Source organism: Priestia taiwanensis (assembly GCF_014638355.1).
Lineage (GTDB): Bacteria > Bacillota > Bacilli > Bacillales > Bacillaceae_G > Priestia_D > Priestia_D taiwanensis.
This window is the reverse complement of the sequence record NZ_BMFK01000001.1, coordinates 39386-63474: the sequence shown is the minus strand read 5'-3', so window position 1 is coordinate 63474 and position 24089 is coordinate 39386. Positions and strand designations below refer to the sequence as shown.

Annotated in this window: 25 protein-coding genes; 7 read left to right on the top strand and 18 right to left on the bottom strand. The window is 38.5% G+C overall.

Translation table 11 applies throughout. The features are described 5' to 3' along the window. The first annotated feature begins 102 nt into the window (after window positions 1-102). Window positions 103-900 carry a GDSL-type esterase/lipase family protein gene (locus tag IEV41_RS00340; RefSeq protein WP_188386478.1) on the top strand — a complete coding sequence of 266 codons (798 nt, stop codon included), beginning with the start codon at window positions 103-105 and terminating at the stop codon, window positions 898-900. Between the two features lie 19 nt (window positions 901-919). Here the strand turns inward: IEV41_RS00340 and IEV41_RS00335 are convergent, their stop codons facing one another. Together IEV41_RS00335 and IEV41_RS00330 are read right to left on the bottom strand one after the other, a co-directional pair. Continuing rightward, the gene (locus tag IEV41_RS00335) at window positions 920-1684 is read right to left on the bottom strand and encodes an SDR family NAD(P)-dependent oxidoreductase (protein WP_188388621.1); all 765 of its coding nucleotides are present in this window, start codon (window positions 1682-1684) and stop codon (window positions 920-922) included. Between the two features lie 37 nt (window positions 1685-1721). Continuing rightward, on the bottom strand, window positions 1722-2672 hold the full coding sequence (locus tag IEV41_RS00330) for an MBL fold metallo-hydrolase (RefSeq protein ID WP_188388620.1): 951 nt from the start codon (window positions 2670-2672) through the stop codon (window positions 1722-1724). Window positions 2673-2830: 158 nt separating this feature from the next. On the opposite strand from IEV41_RS00330, the gene proI reads away from it, so the two are divergent. Continuing rightward, window positions 2831-3655 carry a pyrroline-5-carboxylate reductase ProI gene (gene proI / locus IEV41_RS00325; protein ID WP_188386477.1) on the top strand — a complete coding sequence of 275 codons (825 nt, stop codon included), beginning with the start codon at window positions 2831-2833 and terminating at the stop codon, window positions 3653-3655. Window positions 3656-3797: 142 nt separating this feature from the next. Here proI and rnz read toward each other — a convergent pair whose 3' ends face one another. The 5 genes from rnz to IEV41_RS00300 form a co-directional block, all read right to left on the bottom strand. Further along, on the bottom strand, window positions 3798-4727 hold the full coding sequence (rnz, locus tag IEV41_RS00320; RefSeq protein WP_188386476.1) for a ribonuclease Z: 930 nt from the start codon (window positions 4725-4727) through the stop codon (window positions 3798-3800). A gap of 76 nt (window positions 4728-4803) precedes the next feature. Beyond that, window positions 4804-5304, bottom strand: a complete 501-nt coding sequence (locus tag IEV41_RS00315) for a GNAT family N-acetyltransferase (RefSeq protein WP_188386475.1) — start codon at window positions 5302-5304, stop codon at window positions 4804-4806. Between the two features lie 5 nt (window positions 5305-5309). Further along, the gene (locus tag IEV41_RS00310; RefSeq protein WP_229722103.1) at window positions 5310-6494 is read right to left on the bottom strand and encodes a DNA polymerase IV; all 1185 of its coding nucleotides are present in this window, start codon (window positions 6492-6494) and stop codon (window positions 5310-5312) included. A gap of 76 nt (window positions 6495-6570) precedes the next feature. Beyond that, on the bottom strand, window positions 6571-7113 hold the full coding sequence (locus IEV41_RS00305) for a GNAT family N-acetyltransferase (RefSeq protein ID WP_188386474.1): 543 nt from the start codon (window positions 7111-7113) through the stop codon (window positions 6571-6573). Window positions 7114-7332: 219 nt separating this feature from the next. Beyond that, window positions 7333-8451, bottom strand: a complete 1119-nt coding sequence (locus tag IEV41_RS00300) for a tripeptidase T (protein ID WP_188386473.1) — start codon at window positions 8449-8451, stop codon at window positions 7333-7335. Between the two features lie 192 nt (window positions 8452-8643). On the opposite strand from IEV41_RS00300, the gene prli42 reads away from it, so the two are divergent. Genes prli42 through IEV41_RS00285 form a run of 3 tightly spaced genes read left to right on the top strand, consistent with a single transcriptional unit; the run spans window position 8644 to window position 10779 of the window. Then, the gene (prli42, locus tag IEV41_RS20110) at window positions 8644-8739 is read left to right on the top strand and encodes a stressosome-associated protein Prli42 (RefSeq protein WP_188386472.1); all 96 of its coding nucleotides are present in this window, start codon (window positions 8644-8646) and stop codon (window positions 8737-8739) included. 53 nt (window positions 8740-8792) lie between these two features. Continuing rightward, on the top strand, window positions 8793-9272 hold the full coding sequence (locus IEV41_RS00290) for a PH domain-containing protein (protein ID WP_188386471.1): 480 nt from the start codon (window positions 8793-8795) through the stop codon (window positions 9270-9272). Then, window positions 9265-10779, top strand: coding sequence for a PH domain-containing protein (locus tag IEV41_RS00285; RefSeq protein WP_188386470.1), 1515 nt, complete (start codon window positions 9265-9267; stop codon window positions 10777-10779). The genes IEV41_RS00290 and IEV41_RS00285 overlap by 8 nt, the downstream gene beginning before the upstream one ends. A 6-nt stretch (window positions 10780-10785) precedes the next feature. Here the strand turns inward: IEV41_RS00285 and IEV41_RS00280 are convergent, their stop codons facing one another. The 7 genes from IEV41_RS00280 to IEV41_RS00250 form a co-directional block, all read right to left on the bottom strand. Continuing rightward, complete coding sequence (locus IEV41_RS00280) at window positions 10786-12246, bottom strand: nicotinate phosphoribosyltransferase (RefSeq protein WP_188386469.1); 1461 nt, start codon at window positions 12244-12246, stop codon at window positions 10786-10788. 102 nt (window positions 12247-12348) lie between these two features. Beyond that, a complete protein-coding gene (locus tag IEV41_RS00275) occupies window positions 12349-12852 on the bottom strand; it encodes a L,D-transpeptidase (RefSeq protein ID WP_188388618.1) in 504 nt (167 codons plus the stop codon). A gap of 43 nt (window positions 12853-12895) precedes the next feature. After that, the gene (locus IEV41_RS00270) at window positions 12896-13864 is read right to left on the bottom strand and encodes an aromatic acid exporter family protein (RefSeq protein ID WP_188386468.1); all 969 of its coding nucleotides are present in this window, start codon (window positions 13862-13864) and stop codon (window positions 12896-12898) included. Between the two features lie 168 nt (window positions 13865-14032). Next, complete coding sequence (locus IEV41_RS00265; protein WP_188386467.1) at window positions 14033-14755, bottom strand: amino acid ABC transporter ATP-binding protein; 723 nt, start codon at window positions 14753-14755, stop codon at window positions 14033-14035. After that, entirely contained in the window at window positions 14748-15401 is a 654-nt protein-coding gene (locus tag IEV41_RS00260) for an amino acid ABC transporter permease (RefSeq protein ID WP_188386466.1), read from the bottom strand. Before IEV41_RS00260 ends, IEV41_RS00265 begins: the two co-directional genes overlap by 8 nt. A gap of 19 nt (window positions 15402-15420) precedes the next feature. Then, on the bottom strand, window positions 15421-16194 hold the full coding sequence (locus IEV41_RS00255; RefSeq protein WP_188386465.1) for a transporter substrate-binding domain-containing protein: 774 nt from the start codon (window positions 16192-16194) through the stop codon (window positions 15421-15423). Window positions 16195-16355: 161 nt separating this feature from the next. Beyond that, entirely contained in the window at window positions 16356-17135 is a 780-nt protein-coding gene (locus IEV41_RS00250; RefSeq protein ID WP_444544316.1) for a BclA C-terminal domain-containing protein, read from the bottom strand. A 233-nt stretch (window positions 17136-17368) separates the two neighbouring features. On the opposite strand from IEV41_RS00250, the gene IEV41_RS00245 reads away from it, so the two are divergent. Then, on the top strand, window positions 17369-18469 hold the full coding sequence (locus IEV41_RS00245; protein WP_229722102.1) for a glycosyltransferase: 1101 nt from the start codon (window positions 17369-17371) through the stop codon (window positions 18467-18469). Window positions 18470-18515: 46 nt separating this feature from the next. Here the strand turns inward: IEV41_RS00245 and IEV41_RS00240 are convergent, their stop codons facing one another. Further along, window positions 18516-18947, bottom strand: coding sequence for a BrxA/BrxB family bacilliredoxin (locus IEV41_RS00240; protein ID WP_188386463.1), 432 nt, complete (start codon window positions 18945-18947; stop codon window positions 18516-18518). Window positions 18948-19475: 528 nt separating this feature from the next. Between IEV41_RS00240 and IEV41_RS00235 the strand changes: the two genes are divergently transcribed. Beyond that, a complete protein-coding gene (locus tag IEV41_RS00235; protein WP_239534442.1) occupies window positions 19476-19970 on the top strand; it encodes a DinB family protein in 495 nt (164 codons plus the stop codon). Between the two features lie 206 nt (window positions 19971-20176). Here IEV41_RS00235 and IEV41_RS00230 read toward each other — a convergent pair whose 3' ends face one another. From IEV41_RS00230 to IEV41_RS00220, 3 genes are all read right to left on the bottom strand, one after another. After that, entirely contained in the window at window positions 20177-21601 is a 1425-nt protein-coding gene (locus IEV41_RS00230) for an aldehyde dehydrogenase family protein (protein WP_229722101.1), read from the bottom strand. Window positions 21602-21719: 118 nt separating this feature from the next. Continuing rightward, the gene (locus tag IEV41_RS00225) at window positions 21720-23009 is read right to left on the bottom strand and encodes a dihydrolipoamide acetyltransferase family protein (RefSeq protein ID WP_188386461.1); all 1290 of its coding nucleotides are present in this window, start codon (window positions 23007-23009) and stop codon (window positions 21720-21722) included. A gap of 91 nt (window positions 23010-23100) precedes the next feature. Then, window positions 23101-24084 carry an alpha-ketoacid dehydrogenase subunit beta gene (locus IEV41_RS00220; protein WP_188386460.1) on the bottom strand — a complete coding sequence of 328 codons (984 nt, stop codon included), beginning with the start codon at window positions 24082-24084 and terminating at the stop codon, window positions 23101-23103. Between the last annotated feature and the right edge of the window lie 5 nt (window positions 24085-24089).

The window sequence follows — 24089 nt, the reverse complement described above, 5'->3', positions numbered from 1 at the left end:
CAAAGAAAATATTTTCCTATTTGTAGAAAATATTTCTGCTAGTACACACGAAAGACAAATCATTGTATTATCATAAATAAACTTCAAGAAAAGGAGGCACCTATGAAGAAATTTTTCACTATTTTACTACTATTCGTCGCTCTGTTAGGAGGAGCTGGCTATTACGCATATAAGCACTTCTTCCCTTCTGTTGAGAAGCTAGAAAAAGAAATAATTCCAGAGGAGCTAGCAACACCATGGCTCGAAACATTACCCAATGCACCACTTAACCATCTTGTCTTAGGAGATTCCGTCGCATATGGAACAGGCTCTCAACAAAAAGGTTTTGTTTCCATGGCTACAAATACATTAAATAAAGAACACCAAAAACAGTTCAAGCTAGAAAATCTAGCAATGAATGGTATGACAAGTAATCAACTATTGAAATCTGTTCAAAAACCTAAAACACGCCAAAAAATCCAGAAAGCTTCTCTTATTACAATTAGCATTGGTGGAAACGATATTTTAAAGTTAGACAGAAGCCTTGGAATCATGGAAGGTATGAATGTCTTAAAACAAACACGCGAAAACTACGTAAGTAACTTGGAACAAATATTAGAGATTATCCGTCAAGAAAATGAAGATGCTGTCATTGTATTATCTGAACTGTACAATCCAATCCAGTTAGATAATAACTTAGCAAGTATAGCTGATTCGTTCATTGGCGATTGGAACGATGAACTATTCAATCTATCAGTGAAATATGGACCAGCTACTGTTATGGAAACAAGCAAACTTTTAACAGCCGATACACGTAAGTCGTGGGCATTTGACGAAGTACATCCAAACGATAAAGGATATAAATTACTAGCTGATGAAATGGTAAGTGGTTTAGTTGCATTACAAGTAGAGAAAAAATAGGTTAGGACAATGTCCTAACCTATTTTTTGTTTAAGCTTCCTTTTGCGAAAAACTCAAATACAGATGGGAATAGTGCATAGAAAGTCGGGCCAAATCCCATCCAAAATGGGAGATTTATTTCTCGCTTTCGTTTGCCAATTACACTAACTACCTTTTTCGCTACAGTAGACGGCTCTAACATATATTTCTCTACACTTTTTACATAATTCCCTGTCGTATCAGCACGATCGAAGAAATTTGTTTTGATTGGTCCTGGATTAATCGCTGTCACATGAATATTCGTATTTGCTAGCTCCATACGAAGTGCATTCGTAAATCCTAATACAGCATGCTTCGTTGCGGCGTATGCACTTGATTTAGGCGTTGCAATCTTCCCAGCAAGCGACGCAATTTGAATAATATGCCCTTCATTTCGTTCCTTCATATACGGAAGGACAGCTTGTGTACACGCAATCAACCCAATAACATTCACATCAAACATTTCCTTCACTTCTGTTAAATCGGCTTCATCTACAGACGTAAAAACACCAAATCCTGCATTATTAATAAGAACATCAATACGTCCAACTTCTTGCACGATATTCTCAAATACTACTTTTACTTGCTGTTCATCACACACGTCTAATGGATATACATAAGACTGCCTACCATACGTACTTGTAATCTTCTCTTGTATATTCACTAACTTTTGATGTCTACGTGCTACAAGGATTGGAGTACCTCCCCACTTAGCTACTTCATATGCCATCTCTTCGCCAATTCCACTTGATGCACCTGTAATCATTACTACTTTATTTGTTAACTCTTTCAACTCTACACCTCTATTTTGCGTAAAATAACCATTGTTCTTTCGATGTATCAATCACAATTCGATTATGATATTCTAAATAATCTAATTGCCCTACTGTTTCTGACAAGGTTAATGAACCTTGCTTTAAATATAAAGTTGGAAACAACTTCATACACACTTCAAATGCTGTCATCGGTCGTACTTGTAACATGTCATATACTTTTTCTGCTCGTAATCGTTGTTTTCCTAGTCTTTCTTTCACAAGCTCTTTCACATTTATTACATCTTCTCCGTGCCCTGTGAGAATACGCGAAATATTCATCTCAGCCAAACGTCGTAACGATTCGTTATACTGTAAAATTACTTTCGGACGCTCTATTTCGTCATACATAGGTGGTTCAAGGAGTGGATTAGACGACACGTGCGCCAACAATAAATCTCCACCAATTAACAACCCATCTCGCTCACGATATAAGGAAATATGTGTAGAAGCATGACCAGGTGTTTCTATCACCACAAACTCTGGCAATGCCTCAATTATATCTCCTTCTCGAACTTCTTTTGTTAACGGACGATGGCATGAGTGAATGAGCGTGCGCTTAACATCCGGACCTTTTGCTGCTATTTGTACTGGTACTCCCATTTGACGTGCGAACGTCTGAAAATACCCTTCATAGGCTTTCATAAAAGTTGGCTCTTGTGTTATCCATGGCTCATTACGAGGATGGCCGACAATCGTCACATCGTCTGCAAAATAATCTAGCATACCACAATGATCTGGGTGATGATGTGTAATCACAACTGTTTTAATATCGTCAAATGCATAACCAAGTTTACTCAGTTCACTCTCTAATGCATCTCGGCACTTCTCCGTCTTCGTCCCTGTATCAACAAGTGTTAACGTTTCTCCTTCAATGAGATACACATTCACATTGCCAATTGCATATGGTACAGGTAATGAGATACGATAGATTCCCTCAATTCCCATGTTAGTCCTCCTAATTGTCCAACAAACACTGAATGAACATTCATTTTATATTCATTTTACATGGAAGTACCTCATTTGTCATGATGCAGCTTTTAATTTCATAATTTTTTTGTTATTATGATAAATATTTATAAAAAGGAGTTGAGCTTTCTATGAAAAAAATCTCTTTTCTCGGCGCTGGATCGATGGCAGAAGCAATGATTTCCGGCCTACTACAAGCTCAAATATGCACGAAAGAAGGCATTGTTGCCACCAACCGCTCGAATGATGAACAATTAATGTATTTACACGAAACATATGGCATTAACACAACACGAAACAAACGTGACTTCATTCAAGATGCCGATATCATCGTTCTCGCCTGTAAGCCTAAAGATGCAAGTAGTGGCGTATCATCTATTTGTGAATATGTACAAGAACATCAACTTATTATTTCTGTGATGGCAGGTATCCCAACTTCTTACATCACCCAGCTACTTGGCAAAAATAATCCAATCATCCGAGTGATGCCAAACACATCTGCGACAATCGGCAAATCAGCTACTGCTATCTCAGCATCCCTTCACGCAAATGAAGAACATGTGGCACTGGCCCATACATTATTTACTACCATTGGAGTTGTACAAACAGTTGAAGAGAATGACTTAGACGCTGTAACAGGCTTATCCGGAAGTGGTCCAGCATACGTGTACTATTTAGTTGAAGCAATGGAAAAAGCAGCACAAGAAATTGGACTAGACCATCAAACAGCAAAACCCCTCATCCTTCAAACAATTATTGGTGCAGCTGAAATGTTAAAACATAGCCAAAAACACCCTTCTATCTTACGAAAAGAAGTAACAAGCCAAGGTGGCACAACTGAAGCTGGTATCGCGACGTTACAACAATACAACTATGAAGAAGCAATGATTGCCTGCATCAAAAATGCAACGAAGCGTTCCAAAGAAATGGGAGAAGTGTATTCGAAAGAAAAATAAACGGCTTATTAGTGAGAATCTAACATATTTTCATTTGAAGTAGATAATCTATCAATATATGAAATCGATTAATACAATCTAAAAAACGTCCCTTAATTGTTAGATTCGAGCTAACAATTAAGGGACGTTTTACCTTCAGTTTTTAAAACCTTGCCTTCTTCACCACTATACGTGTGAAGTCTTCTGCTAATACTGTATTTGGAAAGATGTCTTGTGCTTCTTGTACTAGCATCGCACAATCTGCACCTTGATAACGAGAGCTCACATGCGTCAAAATAAGCTGCCCTACTCCTGCCTTTTTCGCAACGTTTGCTGCTCCTGCTGTTGTTGAGTGATAAAACTCATATGCATTTGCTTCTTCTTCCGCTGCAAATGTCGCCTCATGCACAAGAACGTCTGCACCTTCCGCTAATACATAATTATTACTACAAATGCGCGTATCACCTAAAATCGCAATGATTTTCCCTTGTTGTGGCGGACCAATAAAGTCTTTGCCGTTAATGATCGAACCATCCACTAGTTCCACCACTTCACCGTCTTTAATCTTTTTGTACAACGGTCCTGGCTTAATTCCTAATGCCTGTAATTTATCAACTAACAATGCACCAGGTACATCACGTTCTACTAAACGATAACCATAAGAAGGAATACCATGCTCTAACTTCCGTACCTCTACACGGATATGGTCATCTTCAAAAATAACGCCTTCTTCGATTTCGACAATATGTAATGGATATTTAATATGTGTATTACTTACTCGCAATGACACCTCGATAAAATCCTTCAACCCTTTTGGTCCGTACACTGTTAACTCGTCTTCTCCACCTTGGAAAGAACGGCTCCCTAACAATCCAGGTAGTCCAAAAATATGATCACCGTGCAAATGACTAATGAAAATCTTCTCCACTTTTCGTAAACGAACGTTCGTATGTAGTACTTGATGTTGCGTTGCTTCTCCACAATCAAATAACCACGTCGTCCCTCTTTCTTCTAATAAATGAAGAGCAATTGCTGATACGTTACGTCCTTTCGACGGTATGCCAGCACCCGTTCCTAAAAAAACAAATTCCACTTTTTATTACACCTCTTGTCTCTCTAACATGTCTTTGTTCATCATACATGATTATTCATAACAAGAAAACACGAAGTTAACGCACCATACTATATAAAGCACAATCAATAAGTCCGAAATGCACCTCTCGTTCAAACGTTAACCCTGTCTTTTTCGCAACGGCAATCGATGCTTTATTGTCAAATTTAATAATTGATACAAGTCGTTTCTCGGACAATGTATCAAAACCATAATCACGTAGATACAAAGCTAACTCAGATGCATATCCTTTTCCCCAATGTGACTTCGTCATCCAGTAACCAATTTCCATTTCTACTTTACGGTCAATTATTTGTGGAATTAATCCCGCATGACCGATATACTCACCTGATTGTTTATCCATTGCGACGAGTAATCCTGTACCACCTTTTGTTTGGTGAATCTTTCGTAACTGATGAAAACGCTCGCGGCACTCATCACGATTACGCGTTCTACCAATACCAATGTACTTCACCATCTCTGGATCTCGCCAAAGAGATACATAAAAATCAAAATCATCCTCTTCATATGGACGTAATACTAATCGCTCTGTTTCCATTTCGCTTACTTCCCTTTCGAAATAATATGATCACCATACTTCTCTTTTAACTTTTCCATCACATGTAACAACGGTTCTTCTTTCACATCTTCCTGAAATGAGAACAAGTCTAATTGTTTCACCGCTTCTTTTCGTTCCGTTAAGTCATGTGCCGTTATTCCGACAAGACGCACAGGATTTCCATTCCAATGTTTTCTCCATAGAAATGTTGCTGCAGAGAAAATATCTTCCTTCGCCACAATTGGATTCACGAGTTTCCTACTTCTTGTGACAAGCGCACGATTATCATAGCGAATCATTACTTGAACATTGTGCGTCATATATCCTTTTTTCTTCAACCTATTACTAACCGATAAAGCTAATGCTTCTAGCTTTTGAAAAATAATAGCCTCTTCCGTCATATCTTGTGGGAACGTCGAGGAGTTACCGATTGTTTTAAATTGATAAATAGCTTCTGGATCGACGGGACGATTATCGATACCATTTGCACGTTCTTTTAACGCAGCACCACTTATTCCTATTTCTTCTCGTAGTAAACCTTCATTCGCCTTTGCTAAATCTTCTACTGTGACAATATGTAATTCATTCAGTTTAGTTGCAGTTGCCTTTCCAACTCCGTGCATAATACCTACTTCTTGTGGCCATAGCACATGTTGTACATCACGTTTTCTCAGAACAGTAATACCTAATGGTTTCTTCATATCTGACGCCATTTTTGCCAAGAATTTATTCGGTGCAATTCCTATGCTACACGGAAGCTGGAATTGCTCAAGCAAGTCCTTTTGGATTCGCTCAGCAATTTCTAATGGCGAACCGAGATGTTGACAATCGGTAATATCCATATATCCTTCATCGATTGAGACAGGCTGAACGAGTGGTGTAATCGTATATAAATATTGGAACATATTCATCGAAGCTTCTCTGTACAAATCAAAATTTGGCTTTCGGATAAGTAAATCTCTGCATAGTCGCTTCGCTTCCCACAATGGCATCGTCGTCTTAATACCAAACGCCCTCGCTTCATAACTACACGTAATGATAATACCTTTTCGCTCTTTTTCGTTTCCTGCAACCGCTAAAGGCTTTCCTTTCAATGTCGGGTCATGCGCCACCTCCACTGATGCGTAAAAACTATTCATATCGACGTGCAAAATTACACGACCATTTTTCGGATACATTGTCTGTACCATCATTCACCACCTACTAATACGAACGTATATTCTATACATATTTTATCATATCGAATAGGTGACTGCTAGTGATGTTTCATCCTTTCCATTCTGTCTTAAGTAATCCATATAAATACATATCATATCGTTCGTCATTACGATGAATGTATTCACGGTACGCCCCTTCTCTCACAAAACCTAGTTTTTCATATAATGAAATAGCTCCTGTATTATAACTAAACACGGTTAGCTGAACACGGTGTAAGCATAGTTCACCAAAGGCATACGTCAGCACTTTCTTCATCGCTTCCATACCGTACCCTTTCTTCCAATGTTCTGGACTAAGTGCAATCGCCAGCCACGCATTACCATTTGAAAGTTCTACTCTCTCTAATTCCACATACCCAACTAATTGGTGCTCACTTCTTGTACGAATACCAAATAAATAGTTTGTACTGTCATCCATCTCTTCCTCAAGCCACTTCTCTATTTGAGTCACAGATTGTGGTGTTGCTGGTAGTGATGATAACAATCTGCCAAACTGAGCATTATTATGCCACGTAGAAATTTCCTTTGCATCTTCTTTCTCTAGTGTCGTTAAAATGACTTTTTCACCCATAAATAAATCTTGTGTGTTCATATTTACTTCCTCCAATGTATACGTATACCATTGAATTCGCTAAGTTTGTCCTTTTTCCTTTTGAAATGACAAACAAAAAAGATTCCTCACGAAAGAAGCCAACATTCTCCCTTACATATATGAAAAAGGTTACCTATTGTCAGTATTATAATGATCCAGCACAAAAAAGCCCGTCCAACAGTCCATAATATGAACCATTAGACGAGCTTCCTCTATTCATTATTTCGCTACTTCTTCAATAATTGCCACAACTGCTTCTGCTGTTTTCACTAACTCTGAAATAGGCATTTTTTCACTTGTTGTGTGGATATCTTCGTATCCAACTGCTAAGTTAACAGTCGGTACACCAAATCCAGCAATTACATTCGCGTCACTTCCACCACCACTATGGTGAAGGCTTGGCGTGCGACCGATTTTTTCCATCGCGCGTTTTGCTACTTCTACAACATGATCACCATCAGCAAATTTGAAACCTGGGTACATTACTTCTACGTCTACTTCTGCACGTCCGCCCATTTCCTTCGCAACAGACTCGAATGCTTCTTTCATCTTCGCAGCTTGTACTTCCATCTTCTCATTTATTAATGAACGTGCTTCTGCTAAGATTTCTACGTAATCACATACGATATTTGTCGCTTGTCCACCTTGGAAACGACCGATGTTTGCAGTTGTTTCTTCGTCAATACGACCTAATGGCATCTTCGCAATTGCTTTCGCTGCCATTGTAATTGCAGATACCCCGCGCTCTGGCGCTACACCAGCATGAGCTGTTTTACCGTAAATTTTCGCGATAATTTTCGCTTGTGTTGGAGCTGCTACAACGATTTCGCCTACATCTCCAGTACTATCCAACGCGTAGCCAAATTTTGCTGTTACTAAGCTTGAATCTAATGCTTTCGCACCTACTAAACCAGACTCTTCCCCAACTGTAATAATGAACTGAATATCACCATGCTCAATGTTCTTTTCTTTTAATACTTTTACCGCTTCAAGTAAAGCAGAAAGACCTGTTTTGTCATCCGCTCCTAAAATTGTTGTACCGTCCGTTACGATTACATCATCAACGATTGAAGGTTTAACTCCTTTGCCTGGTACAACTGTATCCATATGAGACGTAAAATAAATTGTATCTACGCCTTCTTTTGTACCTTTTAATGTGCAAATTAAGTTTCCAGCACCGTGACCAGTAATAGCCGTCGTATCATCTTCGAATACTTCCACACCTAGTGCTTCGAATTTTTCTTTTAATACTTTTGCAATTTCTGCTTCGTATTTTGTTTCTGAATCAACTTGCACTAATTCTAAAAATTCATTTACTAAACGCTCTTGATTAACCACTGACGACAGCTCCTTTATTTCTTTAAGTTATGTAAAAAAATATATAGTACTATATTATCATGTTTTCTTTATTGGTGCCCCTCTTTTTAACGACTGGAAAATTTGAGAGAATCTGTAACCAATTTGTAGTTGTTTGTCCACTATATTATCGGTAAAATAAACATATGCTAACCCGTGGGAGGAACATACAGAATGAAACAAAAGAAAATGCAAAAAATCTTTATTTACCTCATGTTGTTCATAATGGTGTTTACAACACTTATTTCTGGCATCACTATGTTTATGTAATCTAAGTACTCTAGCTTGAGTTAGAGTACTTTCTTTATGAAGGAGGGGAAATCATGGGAGAAGAACTAACTGGAAAATTAGACAAAAATATTTTTCACGTGTGGAAGTTTAACACGTATATCGGACTTGCAATTGAACTAGCTGTCGTTGCCGGTTACGGTGCTTGTGTATACTTCTTCAACTGGTGGATGCTGCCTCTATATATTATGCTAGTACTCTTACCAATTGGATTCGTCATTGAAAGGTGGACCATTCCACCAATTAAATACCGTCACTACGGATATGAAATTCGTGATGACGAAGTAGAAATTCAGCACGGAGTATTCGTTGTGAAACGCATGATTATTCCAATGGTTCGTATTCAAAACATCGAGACTGAGCAAGGTCCCATTATGAAGAAATACAACTTAGCATCTTTACATATTTCGACCGCTGCTACAAAACATGAAGTAAAAGGGCTTGCAGTTGAAACAGCAACAGAACTTCGCCAAAAAATTGCACAATTAGCAAAGGTAAGTGATGAAGATGTATAACAAACGTCAACATCCAATTGTCATTGTTAGCAAATTTCTAGGCAATTTAAAGTCTGCGATTATTCCGCTTATACCTGTATTCATTCTTTCAGGTAATGCCGGGAGCTGGCTACAATTTGGCATTCTCGGAGCCATTCTATTATTTTCGTTATATGACGGCTTCATTACGTGGTGTAAAACGATATATAGCATTACAGATGACGAGCTACATGTAAAATCTGGTTGGCTATTCAAAAAAGAAAAATTCATCAAGCGTAGCCGTGTCCAATCAATTACTACACAAGCAGGTATTCTTCAACAATTATTCAACTTAGAAAAGTTAACAATTGAAACGGCTGGTGGAAAAGAGCCTGAAGTAGAATTACAAGCAATTACACAAGAAGATGCTCTTGCAATTCGTATGGCCTTAAAAAAAGACAACGATGCAGCCGAACAACTAGAAGGAACAACTGAGCAACAACAAGAAAATATAGAAGAACCAAAAACAACCTTTACACTACAACCAAAGGAAGTACTGATTGGCGGTATGACATCTGGTGGAATTGGTTTATTATTTTCGGCGATGTTAGCCATTATCGGCAAGTTACATGAAGTAATTCCAGACGAAGCATTTGATTATGCATTCAATTATGCTTCTAGCTTGTTTGGGGAAGTATCCATTATGGTGTTAGTCATAGTAGTGTTCATTGCTTTAATTGTCGCATGGATTATTTCCATTAGCTATTTTGCACTTAGCTACGGTAACTTCTCTATTACGAAACATAACGATGAATTACATATAGTACGAGGCATTTTAGAGAAAAAAGAGACATCCATTAAACAACACCGTATTCAAGGTATTACACTTGTTGAAGGGTTATTACGACAGCCATTTGGCTATATGAGCGTATACATAGAAGCAGTTGGAACGAGTGGAGACGATAAAGACAAGAAAATTTTGATTCATCCGTTCATCCACAAAAGTAAGTTAACTCATTTCTTAAATGAAATGACTCCGTCGTTCATCTATACACCAAAAACGACAGCTTTACCAAAACGGACATGCGATCGCTGGATTTTTCATGGTACAGCTACTATGATGATTCTCGGTGCAGCAATTGCCTTACCACTTACATACTTTACAGAAGTGACACAAGAGATTGCTGCGTTCTTATCTCTTCCTACTTTCTCCATTGTAACTATCTTCATCCTATCACTAGCACTACTTGGTGGTATATATAGTTACATTATGTATCGTTCGAGTAGCTTCGCCTTATCAACGAAGCTACTGCAATTATCCAAACGAGTGCTTGCAAAACGGACGTCAATTATTCAAAAGAAAAATATTCAATCACTTGGATATAAAGAAAGCTATTTCCAAAATCGTAAGGACCTTCGGACACTTGTTGTGCATATCCTTTCTTCCGAATCAGATACATCTTTATCATTAGAAGATATGGAGAAAAACGATGTGAAGCAAATCTATCACTGGTTCTCTCGAAGTCCAAAGCAAGAAGCTAAGTCATAAAGAGACTTAGCTTCTTTTTTGAATTTTTTCACGCAAATCATGAATGAAATCCATCTTATTATCCCAACATGTTTGGCTTAAATCGACAGGATATTCAGCCTCTGTTGTCTCATGCTTATAATCATCCCATAAATGCTCTAATCGCTGTTCACAATAAATACGGCTCTCCTCTACAGAACGTTCTTCATACACTAATTCCCCGCCTGTAAATACTGGCTGTAGCAATAACTCTGCTTTAAAGTTCGTTACATACTTACGAATGTACGTATAGACTGGGTGGAACATCGTAAGTGGTGCAGATTCATCAATTATCTCTTTTTCAAGCGTAATATAGTCCCCTTCCCACATACCGTTTCCATTATTGATGATACGATACACATTTTTACAACCTGGTGTTGTTACTTTCTCTGGATTTTCTGATAACTTAATCGTATCTTCCATTTCACCATGCTCATTTTCAATTGCAACAACTTTGTACACAGCACCAAGCGCTGGTTGATCGTAAGCAGTAATAAGTTTTGTACCGACACCCCACGCATCAATTTTCGCACCTTGTTTCTTTAGCTGAATAATTGTATGCTCATCTAAATCATTCGAGGCAAAGATTTTCGTTTCTGGAAATCCAGCTTCATCAAGCATTTTTCTTGCTTCTTGTGATAAATACGCCATCTTTCCACTATCTAAACGAATGCCATAGAAGTCTATCTTATCACCAAATTCTTTCGCTACTTTAATTGCTGTTGGTACACCTGATTTTAACGTATCATACGTGTCTACTAAGAATACTACTCGCTTATGCGTCTTTGCATATGCAGTAAATGCCGCATATTCATCTCCATACACTTGCACCATTGCATGTGCATGCGTCCCAGAAATTGGAATTCCGAATAACTTACCGGCACGAACATTTGATGTTGTATCAAATCCTGCTATGTAAGCTGCACGTGTGCCCCATAATGCTGCATCCAATTCATGTGCTCTTCTTGTCCCAAATTCACTAATAAGCTGTCCACCATTCCCGACCGCATAACGAATCCGGGCTGCTTTCGTCGCAATAAGTGTTTGGAAGTTCACAATATTAAGTAACGCAGTTTCTATTAATTGGCACTCTGCTAACTTTCCTTCAATTTGAATAATCGGCTCGTTTGCGAAGACAATTTCTCCTTCATGTACAGATTGAATACTTCCTGTAAACGAGAACGTTGATAAATACGAAAGAAAATCTTCTGGATAGCCAAGTTCCTTCAAATAAGCAAGATCGTTTTCACTAAATTTCAATTGCTTAATATACTGAATAATCCGCTGCAAACCAGCAAACACTGCATAGCCACTTCCAAATGGATTTTTACGAAAGAATACTTCGAATCGCGCCTTTCGCTCGTGTATTCCCTCTCGGAAATACGTCATCATCATATTAATTTGATACAAATCTGTATGTAAGGCATAACCATTATCTTCGTACTTCACCGCTTATCCCTCCACTTCATACTTATACATATTTTACCATAAAATTGTAAAAAAAGGTCAATTCACCTACATGAATTGACCCTTTTATTTATCTATACCCACTTATTGTATTGCTCCTTTTTCTCTTGCTAACTGCTCGAATGATTTCGGAGATTTCACAATTAACACTTTCGCACCAAGTGGGATTTGATCATACAAATACTCGACGTCCTTCTTCCTCATCCTGACACAGCCTTCTGTAATATATTTGCCGATTGAACTCGGATTATTCGTTCCGTGCACACCATATATACGTCCATCTGTATCAAGAGCATCGAAGCCAATCCACCTCGTCCCAAGGGGGTTTCGCGGATCTCCACCCGGAATGTTCTTCTTCCGATAATACGGATTTTTCGCTTTGACCGTTATATTGAACTCACCTTCTGGCGTTAATGTAGGTGATTTACCCGTTGCAACTGGATAGATACCTTGAATCTTCCCATTATCAATATATGCTATTTTATTATTTGCCTTGTTAATAATAAGATAGGGATCGCCTACTCTCGGATTGTCTCCAAGCGGCCAAATTGGTGATATAAATAAGAGAAGAGATAAAATGTAAGACATCATAGCGGAATCGCCTCACATCGTCTACTAGTTACCTCATTCGTTAAGAATGCGATACAGGTATATTTTCCCCTCTGAATTTCTTTTTGATTAATAAATATTGTTCCACCTCATACAGAAACTGGAATAAATATGCCCTTGTTTCAAACTCTTCACGTGTTTCTGGAAGTGGCATATCACGGAATTGTTGTTTCATTTCTTCTAAACGAAACAACGGTATTTTCCCTGTCCCTTCTGGTCGCAATGCACGTGCAAGGCTATCAATATAATCCGCAATCATATATGTTTGATCATAATGTGCAGAGATAGATGAAACAATTGGAATCATCCGTTTCATGATATAAAATTGTTTCTCTCGCATCGCAAAATACCGATATAGACACTCTTCCTCATTGGTGGAGCGATTCTCCATTTCACGGATAGCAATTTGTTTTCCTTTATGAAGAAGCAATTCGATTTTCTCCATTTCTTCTTCATCTAAATAGCTTTCCCCACGCTTTAAATGACAAGCAAACTCAAGAAAAACTTTGCGGAAACGCGCCTCTACCTTATCTTGATATTCTTTCAATTCATTCTCGACACTTGGCATATATAAGTTAACTACTAATGCTACACCAATACCAACTGAAATCATTAGTAATTCGTTAACAATGACACTCCATGTAATATGATGCTCGCTATACAAGTGCATTACGATAACACTACTTGTCACAATGCCTTCTTCAATACGTAATTGCACTGTTAGTGGAATAAATAATAGCAGTAATACACCTATCATAATTGGATGATAGCTAACTCCTTCAAATAACAAATAAGCAAACACCATTGAAATCATACATGCCGAAAAACGATCAATAGACGACTGCACGGACTTTTTCTTTGTATTTTGGATACAAAGAATTGTCAAAATCGCAGCAGAAGTTGCAAACTGTAACCCTAAAGCTTGTGCAATAATAACAGCAATTGTCGCTCCGATTGCTGTTTTAATTGTTCGATAACCTATCTTATACATCCTTCTAACCTCAACTTCATCCTATGTCCTAGTTCTTGATGCAATATTGAATAATTTCCTATCCTTTTACATACGTTAACGGTACAACTCACACAATTTCTCTCATAAGAAAAAGGATGACAATACAACTGTCATCCTATTCATTATTATGAACCTATCTAATTTTAATTACAATATCTTCTCCAAAAATTCTTTCGCACGTTGACTTGTTGGCGCTTGGAAAAATGTCTGTGGATTAGCATCTTCTACTAATCGACCATCATCTAAGAACAAGACACGATCTGCGACCTCTTTCGCGAAGCCCATTTCGTGCGTAACAATGACCATCGTCATCCCTGTATTAGCAAGTGACTTCATTACTTCTAATACCTCTTTCACCATTTCTGGATCAAGCGCTGAAGTAGGTTCATCAAACAACATCACTTCCGGTTCCATTGCTAGTGCACGTGCAATTGCTACACGTTGCTTCTGACCACCAGATAATTTCGCTGGGTATGCCACTGCTTTGTCTAACAATCCTACTTTTTCCAATAATTCTTTTCCCTTTTTCTCTGCTTCTTGCTTCGACATAGATTTCACATGAATTGGTGCGTATGTAATATTATCTAGCACCGTCATATGTGGGAATAGATGAAAATGTTGAAATACCATCCCTACACCTTGGCGTATCTTCATAATGTCTGTCGTTGTATCTGTAATTTTCTGATTTCCAATTGTAATATCACCTTTTGTAGGTGTTTCCAACAAATTCATACAACGAAGGAACGTCGATTTACCTGAACCAGACGGACCAATAACGGCCACAACCGAACCAGTTTCAATTGTAGTTGTGATACCTTTTAATACCTCTACTTTACCAAATGTTTTATGCAAATTCGTGACATTAATCATTGCTACGTAATCTCCTTTCAAGCAATTTACCTACTAACGTTAAAAGCATAACGAGTACGTAATAGATAAAGCCGGCGAATAATAATGCTTCCATGTAGTTGAATGTATCAGCTCCTACAATATAAGCACGTCGCATAATATCAGTAACACCAATAGCTGTCACGACTGCTGATTCCTTTGTTAATGTAATAAATTCATTCATTAATGCAGGCAAAATATTTTTGAGTGCTTGCGGCAAAATAATGTTCCACATCATTTTACGGTACGGAATACCGAGCGCCATCGCAGCCTCCTTTTGCCCTTTATCCACTGCTTGAATACCAGCTCGGAAAATTTCCGACACATAGGCAGAAGAATTCAATCCGAAAGCAAGTATTGCCGCAACATCCCCTTCGATTTTGTAGTCGAACAATTGCGGTGCACCGAAGTAAATAATCATTAATTGTAAAATAAGCGGTGTCCCACGGAAAATGGATGTATAAAAATCAGCTATATACGCTAATACTTTATATCTACTAATTTTACATAATGCTAGTACTACTCCGAGAACTAGTCCTAAAATAATTGCTAGACTGACAATTTTTAATGTTATGCCTAAACCTTCTAGAATATAAGGCATAGACGGAGTGATTTTTGATATATCCATAAGTACGACACCCTTTCAATTACGAGTTAAACCATTTCTCTACTAATTTGTCATATGTTCCATCTTCTTTCATTTTCTTTAGTACTCTATTAAACTCTTGAATTTTGTCATCGCCTTTTGGTAATGCAATCGCAAAACCTGACTCATCTTTCTCTGAAATAATGTTTCCTTCTAGCTCAGCGAATTTCTTTAAATATCCACCTGATGCTACTTCCTCTAGAATAACTGCATCTAGACGATCTGATTTTAATTCTTGAATAAGATCTGGTACTCTATCACGCGTTTCTAATGTGAAATCAATTGTTTCTTTTAGCTCTTTCCCCTTCGTTTCTTGGACAGAACCCGTTTGTGCTCCTACCTTCTTTCCTTTTAAATCCTCTGGTTTTTTTATGCCACTCTCTTTATTCACAATTAATAGATTATTCGCATGGAAATATACATCCGTGAAGTCTACTTCCTTCAAACGTTCTTCATCAACTGATATCCCAGCTAACGCAACATCAAGCGTTCCTGATTTAACAGATGTAACTAAAGATTCAAACGGCATATCCTTCATCTGTACTTTATATCCCAATTCTTTCGCAATATGATTAATTAAATCCACATCGAATCCAATAATTTCATCACTTTTTGCTGTATCAATATACTCAAATGGTTGGAAATCCGCTGATGTTCCTACCGTTAATACTTTTCCATCCTTTGCATTCCCTGCTGCTTCTTCCTTCTTTCCACACCCCGTTGCTACCACTACGAACACGATACTTACTACTACTAACATCAATAATTTCTTCATCTCATATCCCTCTCTTTGTGAAAAAATATTCAACTTTGTGTATTTTTATTTAATATCATTGTAGCACAATTTTATATTCATGCAATAATTTTGTATAAATATTTAAAATTATATTAGAATAAAAAATAGAAGATACATCAAGTATCTTCTATCAATGGTTATTAAGCTAATTGCTCGATAATAATGCTCGCGCTTTGGCCTGAAGCTATCGTTAATGCCAAGCCGGCTACAACTACTTCTACTGTATGACTACCTGCTCCTACTGTGAAAATCGCTTGCCCTATGAGCGGTGCACCTACTGAAACTAATGTCGTAAATCCACCCACTGCTGTACCATCCACTTGCACTTCTGCGCCACCAAGTAGAGATAGGAGTGTCGTCGAAATAATATACGTCACACTAAATGTTCCTGGACCTGTTACAAGGAATGTGTCTACATCCATTTGTGTAATATTAGTCCCAAACGAATCTCCTGGTGTATTAAATGGTACAGGACTTCCAGCTGCAATTACAATACCAAGTAATCCTGCATCATTTGTTGCATATAATGCAGATGCTAACCCGGCCCCCGATGGACCGCTTGGGCCTGTTGGACCAGTTTCTCCTGTCGGGCCGGTTGGGCCAGTCGGACCAGTTGCCCCAGTTGCTCCGGTTGCTCCCGTTGCTCCGGTTGCTCCCGTTGCCCCAGTTGCCCCGCTTGGACCTGGTGGGCCTGGTGGACCTGCTGGACCTGTTGCTCCACTTGGACCAGGCGGGCCTGGCGGGCCTGCTGGACCACTTGGACCTGGCGGGCCTGGTGGGCCTGGTGGACCAAATGCCCCTTCTGCCCCCGGTGGGCCTGGCGGACCCGCTGGACCTGTTGGACCTTGTGGACCTGGTGGGCCTGGAATGAACGGACTTAAGTATATGAATGGAAATAATGAATCGTTTACGTTAAAAATCCCCACATATGTCTCTCCTCTCGTTTTTGAATCAAAAAAGCACTATTAATATATGCTCCTACCTAGAAAATGACACCAAAGGAAAAGCTATATTATTTTTTCTCTTCTCTATGTGTCTTTTTTCCTTCTAAACTAATGTATGAATATATACACTCATTTTCTACTACATTATTTTTGATTTAAGCGGGCACTTTTCACATCCATATACATACGATTAGTAATGAGGTGAAAATATGAAAGATAACAAATGCCCAACAATAAGCCTTTGTATGATTGTCAAAAATGAAGAAGAAACAATAGGTAGATGCTTAGAATGCGTACAACAATTTGTAGATGAAATAGTCATTGTTGATACAGGATCTACAGACAAAACGAAAGAGATTGTCCAAACCTTCACTGATTCCCTCTACGAATTCGAATGGATTAATGACTTTGCTGCCGCTCGTAACTTCGCATTCTCTAACGCTACAAAAGACTATATTCTTTGGCTTGATGCAGACGATATTATTGATGAAGAAAATCAGCAAAAATTCATAGAATTAAAAAGCTCCTTAACATTCGACGTCGATGCTGTGTCAATGTTTTACCATTTGACATTCGATACAAATGGTAATCCGAACTTTAGCCTACGAAGAAATAGGCTCGTCAAGAGAGAAAGAAACTTCAAGTGGCACGGGTACGTACATGAATACTTAGAGGTATACGGAAATATAAAACAAAGTGACATTGGTATTAAACATAAAAAAGAAAAAACATATACCGATCGTAATCTTCAGCTATACAAAGCCGCAGAAGCAGCCGGAAAAACATTTTCTCCACGCGACACGTATTATTATGCGAATGAATGTGCTGATCATGGTCATGTTGACAAAGCGATTGAACTATATACAAAATTTTTAGATGATGGATTTGGTTGGAGTGAAGATAATATTCAAGCATGCGGCAAACTATCGGATGCTTACTCTGCTAAAAAAGAGGTCCCAAAAGCAATACAATCTTGTATTAATTCCTTTAAATACGATACACCACGTGGAGAAATTTGTTGTCGCTTAGGCTTTATTTACTTAGATCTTAATTTACTCGACAGAGCAATATTTTGGTATGACGTAGCAACTCGACTTGAAGTGCCAGAAAATAAGAGCCCATTCATTAATTATGCGTGCTATACATGGTTACCAAACTTACAGCTTTGCTTATGCTACAGCAGGTTGGAGAAGTTCCACGAAGCGAAAAAGCACAACGATCTCGCTGCCTCTTATAATCCTACAAATCCATCTATTATTCATAACCAACGTTATTTAGAAGGTGTCTTCAAAGAACGAGGACTTAACTAATAAAAAAAGCAGAAATCCACCAATGTGAATTTCTGCTTTTCTTCGCTTATACTTCTTCGCAATATTCTTCGAAGTATCCTTGTAACTTCTCGATTACTTCCATTGGTGAATGTCCTTCAATTTCATGACGCTCTACCATTGTTAAGATTTGACCGTCTTTTAATAATGCAAATGACGGAGAAGAAGGTGGATATCCTTCGAAGTATTCACGTGCTTTCGCAGTCGCTTCTTTATCTTGACCTGCAAATACTGTCACTAAATTATTTGGACGCTTATCGTAATGCACACTATGGTAAGCAGCTGGTCTTGCAATTCCACCTGCACATCCACATACTGAGTTAACCATTACTAGTGTCACACCAGGCTGCGTAAATGCTTCTTCTACCTCTTCTGCTGTATGTAATTGTGTGTAACCAGAAGACACCATTTCTTGGCGTGCTACTTTTACTACATCATTCATAAATAAATTGAAATCCATCTATATTACCTCCTATAGTCTGTCAAGCTGACTACTTCTATCTTACCAATAGTGGCTCATAAAATACAATAGATTCGCACCAATTCCTATGTCTTTCAGCAATTACTTACAATGAGCAAATATAAATGAAAATAGTTGTTCTTCATGGAAAGATGCCAATAACCTACACACTGCACTACGAGTGGCTGAAATGTCCTTCCTTCTTGAAAGAATCAACTATATCATTTGCTGATAAGCCTTTATTTCAACACTTGAACTATCCCCACCTACTCACTGGACTACGCCCTTCACGTTCCTTGAGGAAGGGGTATTTTCGCCTATTTCAGATAAAAAAGTATTAAAGTATTTTTGTGTATTTGTTAAATAATAAAAATTTTTAAAAAAACGCCAATCGTTGTATTCAACAATCGTAGAAAATTATGACATAAAGAGAGGAACTTTAATGAGATAAATAGAAGTTAGTAAGTCAGATTGAATAAATGTAGTGAAGCTACTCATAAGTTCTCTGTACCTATATTTATGAAGGAGATGAAAATCATATCGCATGTTCAAGATGTTATATTAGATCAGTTCTTAGCAAATGCCAATGATCCTAGCTGGTATCTTTCATTTGCAGAAACAGTTCAAAATTTATCAGAGGAAGAAGCATTTTGGAGACCTACTGAAGATAGCCATAGTATCGCTGAAATTGTACAGCATCTAATTTACTGGAATGAAACATGGCAAATAAGATATCAAAAATCTGATTTTAAAGCTGTTCTGTCTATTGAAGATAACAATAAAAGTTTTATTATTCCAGCACACAAAATGTTTAATGAATTAAGAGAAGAACTATTAGAGGTACTATTACAATGGCAAGATCTGCTAACTGAGAAACAACTCGAAAGTGATGTAAACGGATTCCCTGTACCAGCTAAATGGTATGATTTACTCGGAAATGCTATTACACATAACGCCTATCATATTGGTCAAATCGTTTATATACGGAAGTTGCGAAAGAGCTGGTATCGTAGTGATAAGTAATCTTATTATTTCTTCCACTAACGGGCGCTATTGTTGAATAGCACTTAGACTTTTAAACGACTTTATTGTTATATTTTTCAGTGTAGTGAAGTACCTTACATCAAGATTAAACAACTATAGTTTTATCCCCGTTCTAAATTTAGAGCAGGGATATGCTTGTTTGAACTTTTAAAATTAAATAACTTTATTGTCGTTTTACAACAGTATCAGTAATTATTATTAATGACAATAAGCTTCATTTCCGTCATTTCTTCAATTGCGTATTTCACACCTTCTCTTCCTGTTCCGCTTTCTTTCACTCCACCATACGGCATATGGTCCACTCGATACGTCGGAATATCGTTAATCATCACACCACCGACTTTCAGCTCATTTGCCGCATTCATGGCTGTACGTATATTATTCGTATAAATTCCTGCCTGTAAGCCAAACTGAGAATCATTCACACATTGAATTGCATCTTCAATGGATGATACTCGGTTAATAAGTACGATTGGGGCAAATGCTTCTTGGCAAGAAACTTTTGCTTGTGATGGAACGTCTACCAATACCGTTGGATATAACATATTCCCTTCTGCATAGCCACCAGCTACTACCTTCGCACCGTGAGATTTGGCTTCTTCTATCCATTCCAATGAACGTTCCACATCTTTTGTAGAAATAAGAGCTGAAAGATGTACATCTGCATCCAATGGATTCCCAATTTTCAGCTTCTTCGTTTCTTCTACGAAACGTTCCACAAATGCGTCATACACTTCTTTGTGTACATATATACGTTGCAACGAAATACATACTTGCCCTTGATAAGAAAATGCACCTGTTACACACCGTGTAATGATGTTGGATATATCGACATCTCGATCAATGATAACGCCAGAATTGGATCCAAGTTCCAATGTTACTTTCTTCAACCCTGCTAGATGATGAATACTCTTCCCTACTGCTGGGCTACCAGTGAATGTCACCATCTGTACACGTGGATCTTTCACAATACGTGTACCAATTGTGTTCCCATTTCCTGTGACAACATTTAATGCCCCTTTTGGTAAACCAGCTTCTTCAAATAACTTCGCTATAAACAAAGCAGAAAGTGGTGTTTGCCTTGCTGGTTTTAACACAACAGTATTTCCTGCTGCAATCGCCGGTCCCACTTTATGCGCGACTAAGTTCATCGGGAAGTTAAACGGTGTAATGGCCCCGATAACACCTATCGGCTCACGTAACGTATATGCGATTCGCCCATCTCCATTCGGTACTGCACCCATCGGTATTATTTCCCCGTGAATACGCTTCGCTTCTTCCGCTGCGAACTTATACGTTTGGTACGTACGGATTACTTCTTCTCGTGCCGTCGCAATAGGTTTCGCCGCTTCTGTCGCGATAATCATTGCGGCTTCTTCTTTCCTTTCTTCAAGCAACTGGCATACCCTCTCTAATATGTGTGCTCGTTTATGTAACGGTAAAGCCGTCATCATAGGTACTGCCCCGTGTGCTGCCATTATTGCATGATCTACTTCATCACGTGTTGCCACGGGTACTTCTGCGATTTTTTCACCGTTGTACGGAGACAATAAGTCATTGTACGTCGTTCCTTCTACCCATTCACCATTTATAAAAAGATGCTTCTTCATCGTTATTTCCCCCATTCATTCGTTTATACTCTCTTATCATTGTACAAGCAAAAAGAAGATTTATACCTTTTTAGATGAAAGAAAAGCCTTTCCTCACAGAGAGAAAAGGCTACAAATTTTAATAAATAGACGTCGTTTCTTTTGATGTATTTTCTAGAATTTCCTTCACACGTGCTAAGAACTTACCGCAAATTAAACCATCTAATACACGATGATCAAGTGATAAGCATAGATTTACCATATCACGAATACCAAACATATTGTTTTCCATCACAACTGGACGCTTTACAATCGATTCCACTTGAAGAATCGCTGCTTGTGGATAGTTGATGATACCCATTGATTGGATGGATCCGAATGAACCTGTGTTATTCACTGTAAATGTTCCACCTTGCATCTCCGCAGCTGTTAACTTACCAGTACGAACTTTCGTTGCTAAGTCCGAAATTTCACGGGCAATGCCTTTAATTGATTTCTCATCAGCATGTTTGATAACAGGTACAAATAATGAATCTTCCGTCGCTACTGCAATTGATAAATTAATATCTTTCTTCTGAATGATTTTATCTCCAGCCCACATTGAGTTCACTTGTGGGAATTCTTTCAACGCTTGTGCTACTGCTTTTACGAAGAAAGCGAAGAATGTTAAGTTAAATCCTTCTTTCGTCTTAAAGTCATTCTTAAGGGCGTTGCGATAGTTTACTAGATTCGTTACATCTACTTCTACTGTCATCCATGCATGAGGTGCTTCGTGCTTGCTACGTAGCATGTTCGCTGCGATTGCTTTACGTACACCTGTCACAGGGATTTCAATGTCACCTGCTGCTGTTGGAATAACTGGAGCCGCTGGTGCTACTGGTGCCTTCACTTCTTCATGTACAAGAGCAGCCTCTACTACTGGTGCTGGCTTCGTTTCTACCGCTACTGGTGCTGATGTCGGCGCCGCAGTTGGAATGTTTCCAGATTCAATAAGCGCTACTATATCTTTTCTCGTAATACGGCCGTTCGCACCTGTGCCTTTCACTGCATCAAGTGGAATGTTATGTTCGCCAGCTAGACGTACTACTGCTGGTGAATAACGTGCTTTTGCAGATGATTGTTCTGTTACTGCTTCCTCTACTGTTGTTTCTGACTCTGCTGTAACAGTAGCGGCTACTTCTACGCCGCCTTCAACCGCTACGACACAAATTGTCTTTCCTACTTCAAGTGTTTCTCCTTCTTCGGCAATAATCTCTTTAATTACTCCTGTGAAAGAAGATGGTACTTCTGCATTTACTTTATCTGTCATTACTTCTGCAATCGGATCGTACTTATTAATCGTATCTCCTACAGAAATAAACCATTTCGTGATTGTTCCTTCTGTTACGCTTTCCCCAAGTTGAGGCATGACAATGTTCTCTAACGCCATCTCTAGTTCCTCCTCGAAATGAAAAAAATCCTGTATTCACCATAATTGAACGTGCAGAGGCTACAAAGCGTGCACGTTCACAATTGTTCTATTAAAATTCTGCTAACTCGCGCATTGCCTTTTCTACTTTATCTGGATTAATCATGAAGAATTTCTCCATTGTAGGAGCGTAAGGCATCGCTGGGACATCTGGACCAGCTAAACGCTTAATTGGTGCATCTAGGTCAAACAAGCAGTTCTCTGCAATAATTGCCGCTACTTCCCCAATGATACTTCCTTCTTTGTTATCTTCTGTTACTAATAATACTTTACCAGTCTTAGAAGCTGCTTCAATGATTGCTTCTTTGTCTAATGGATACACAGTACGTAAATCTAGTACGTGCGCCGAAATACCTTCTTTTGCTAGTTTTTCTGCTGCTTGAAGAGCAAAATGAACGCATAGACCATATGTGATAACTGTAATGTCTTCTCCTTCGCGCTTTACGTCTGCTTTTCCAATCGGTAATACGTAATCATCATCCGGTACTTCTCCTTTGATTAAACGATATGCACGCTTATGCTCAAAGAATAATACTGGGTCCTCATCACGAATTGCCGCCTTTAGTAAGCCTTTTACATCATATGGTGTAGAAGGCATAACAATTTTCAGTCCTGGTTGGTTTGCAAATACTGCTTCAACCGATTGTGAATGATATAATGCACCGTGTACACCGCCGCCGTATGGAGCACGAATTGTAATTGGACACTGCCAATCGTTATTTGAACGGTAGCGAATACGTGCCGCTTCCGAAATAATTTGGTTCACAGCAGGCATGATGAAGTCCGCGAATTGCATTTCTGCAACTGGACGTAATCCATACATTGCAGCTCCAATTCCAACTCCTGCAATAGCTGATTCTGTAAGTGGTGTATCCAACACACGACTTGCACCGAATTGGTCATATAAGCCTTGTGTCGCTTTAAATACGCCACCTTTTAACCCTACATCTTCTCCTAGTACGAATACTTTTGGGTCACGTTCCATTTCTTCTCGAAGTGCCATCGTAACAGCATCAATGTACGAAATTACTGCCATGTTGA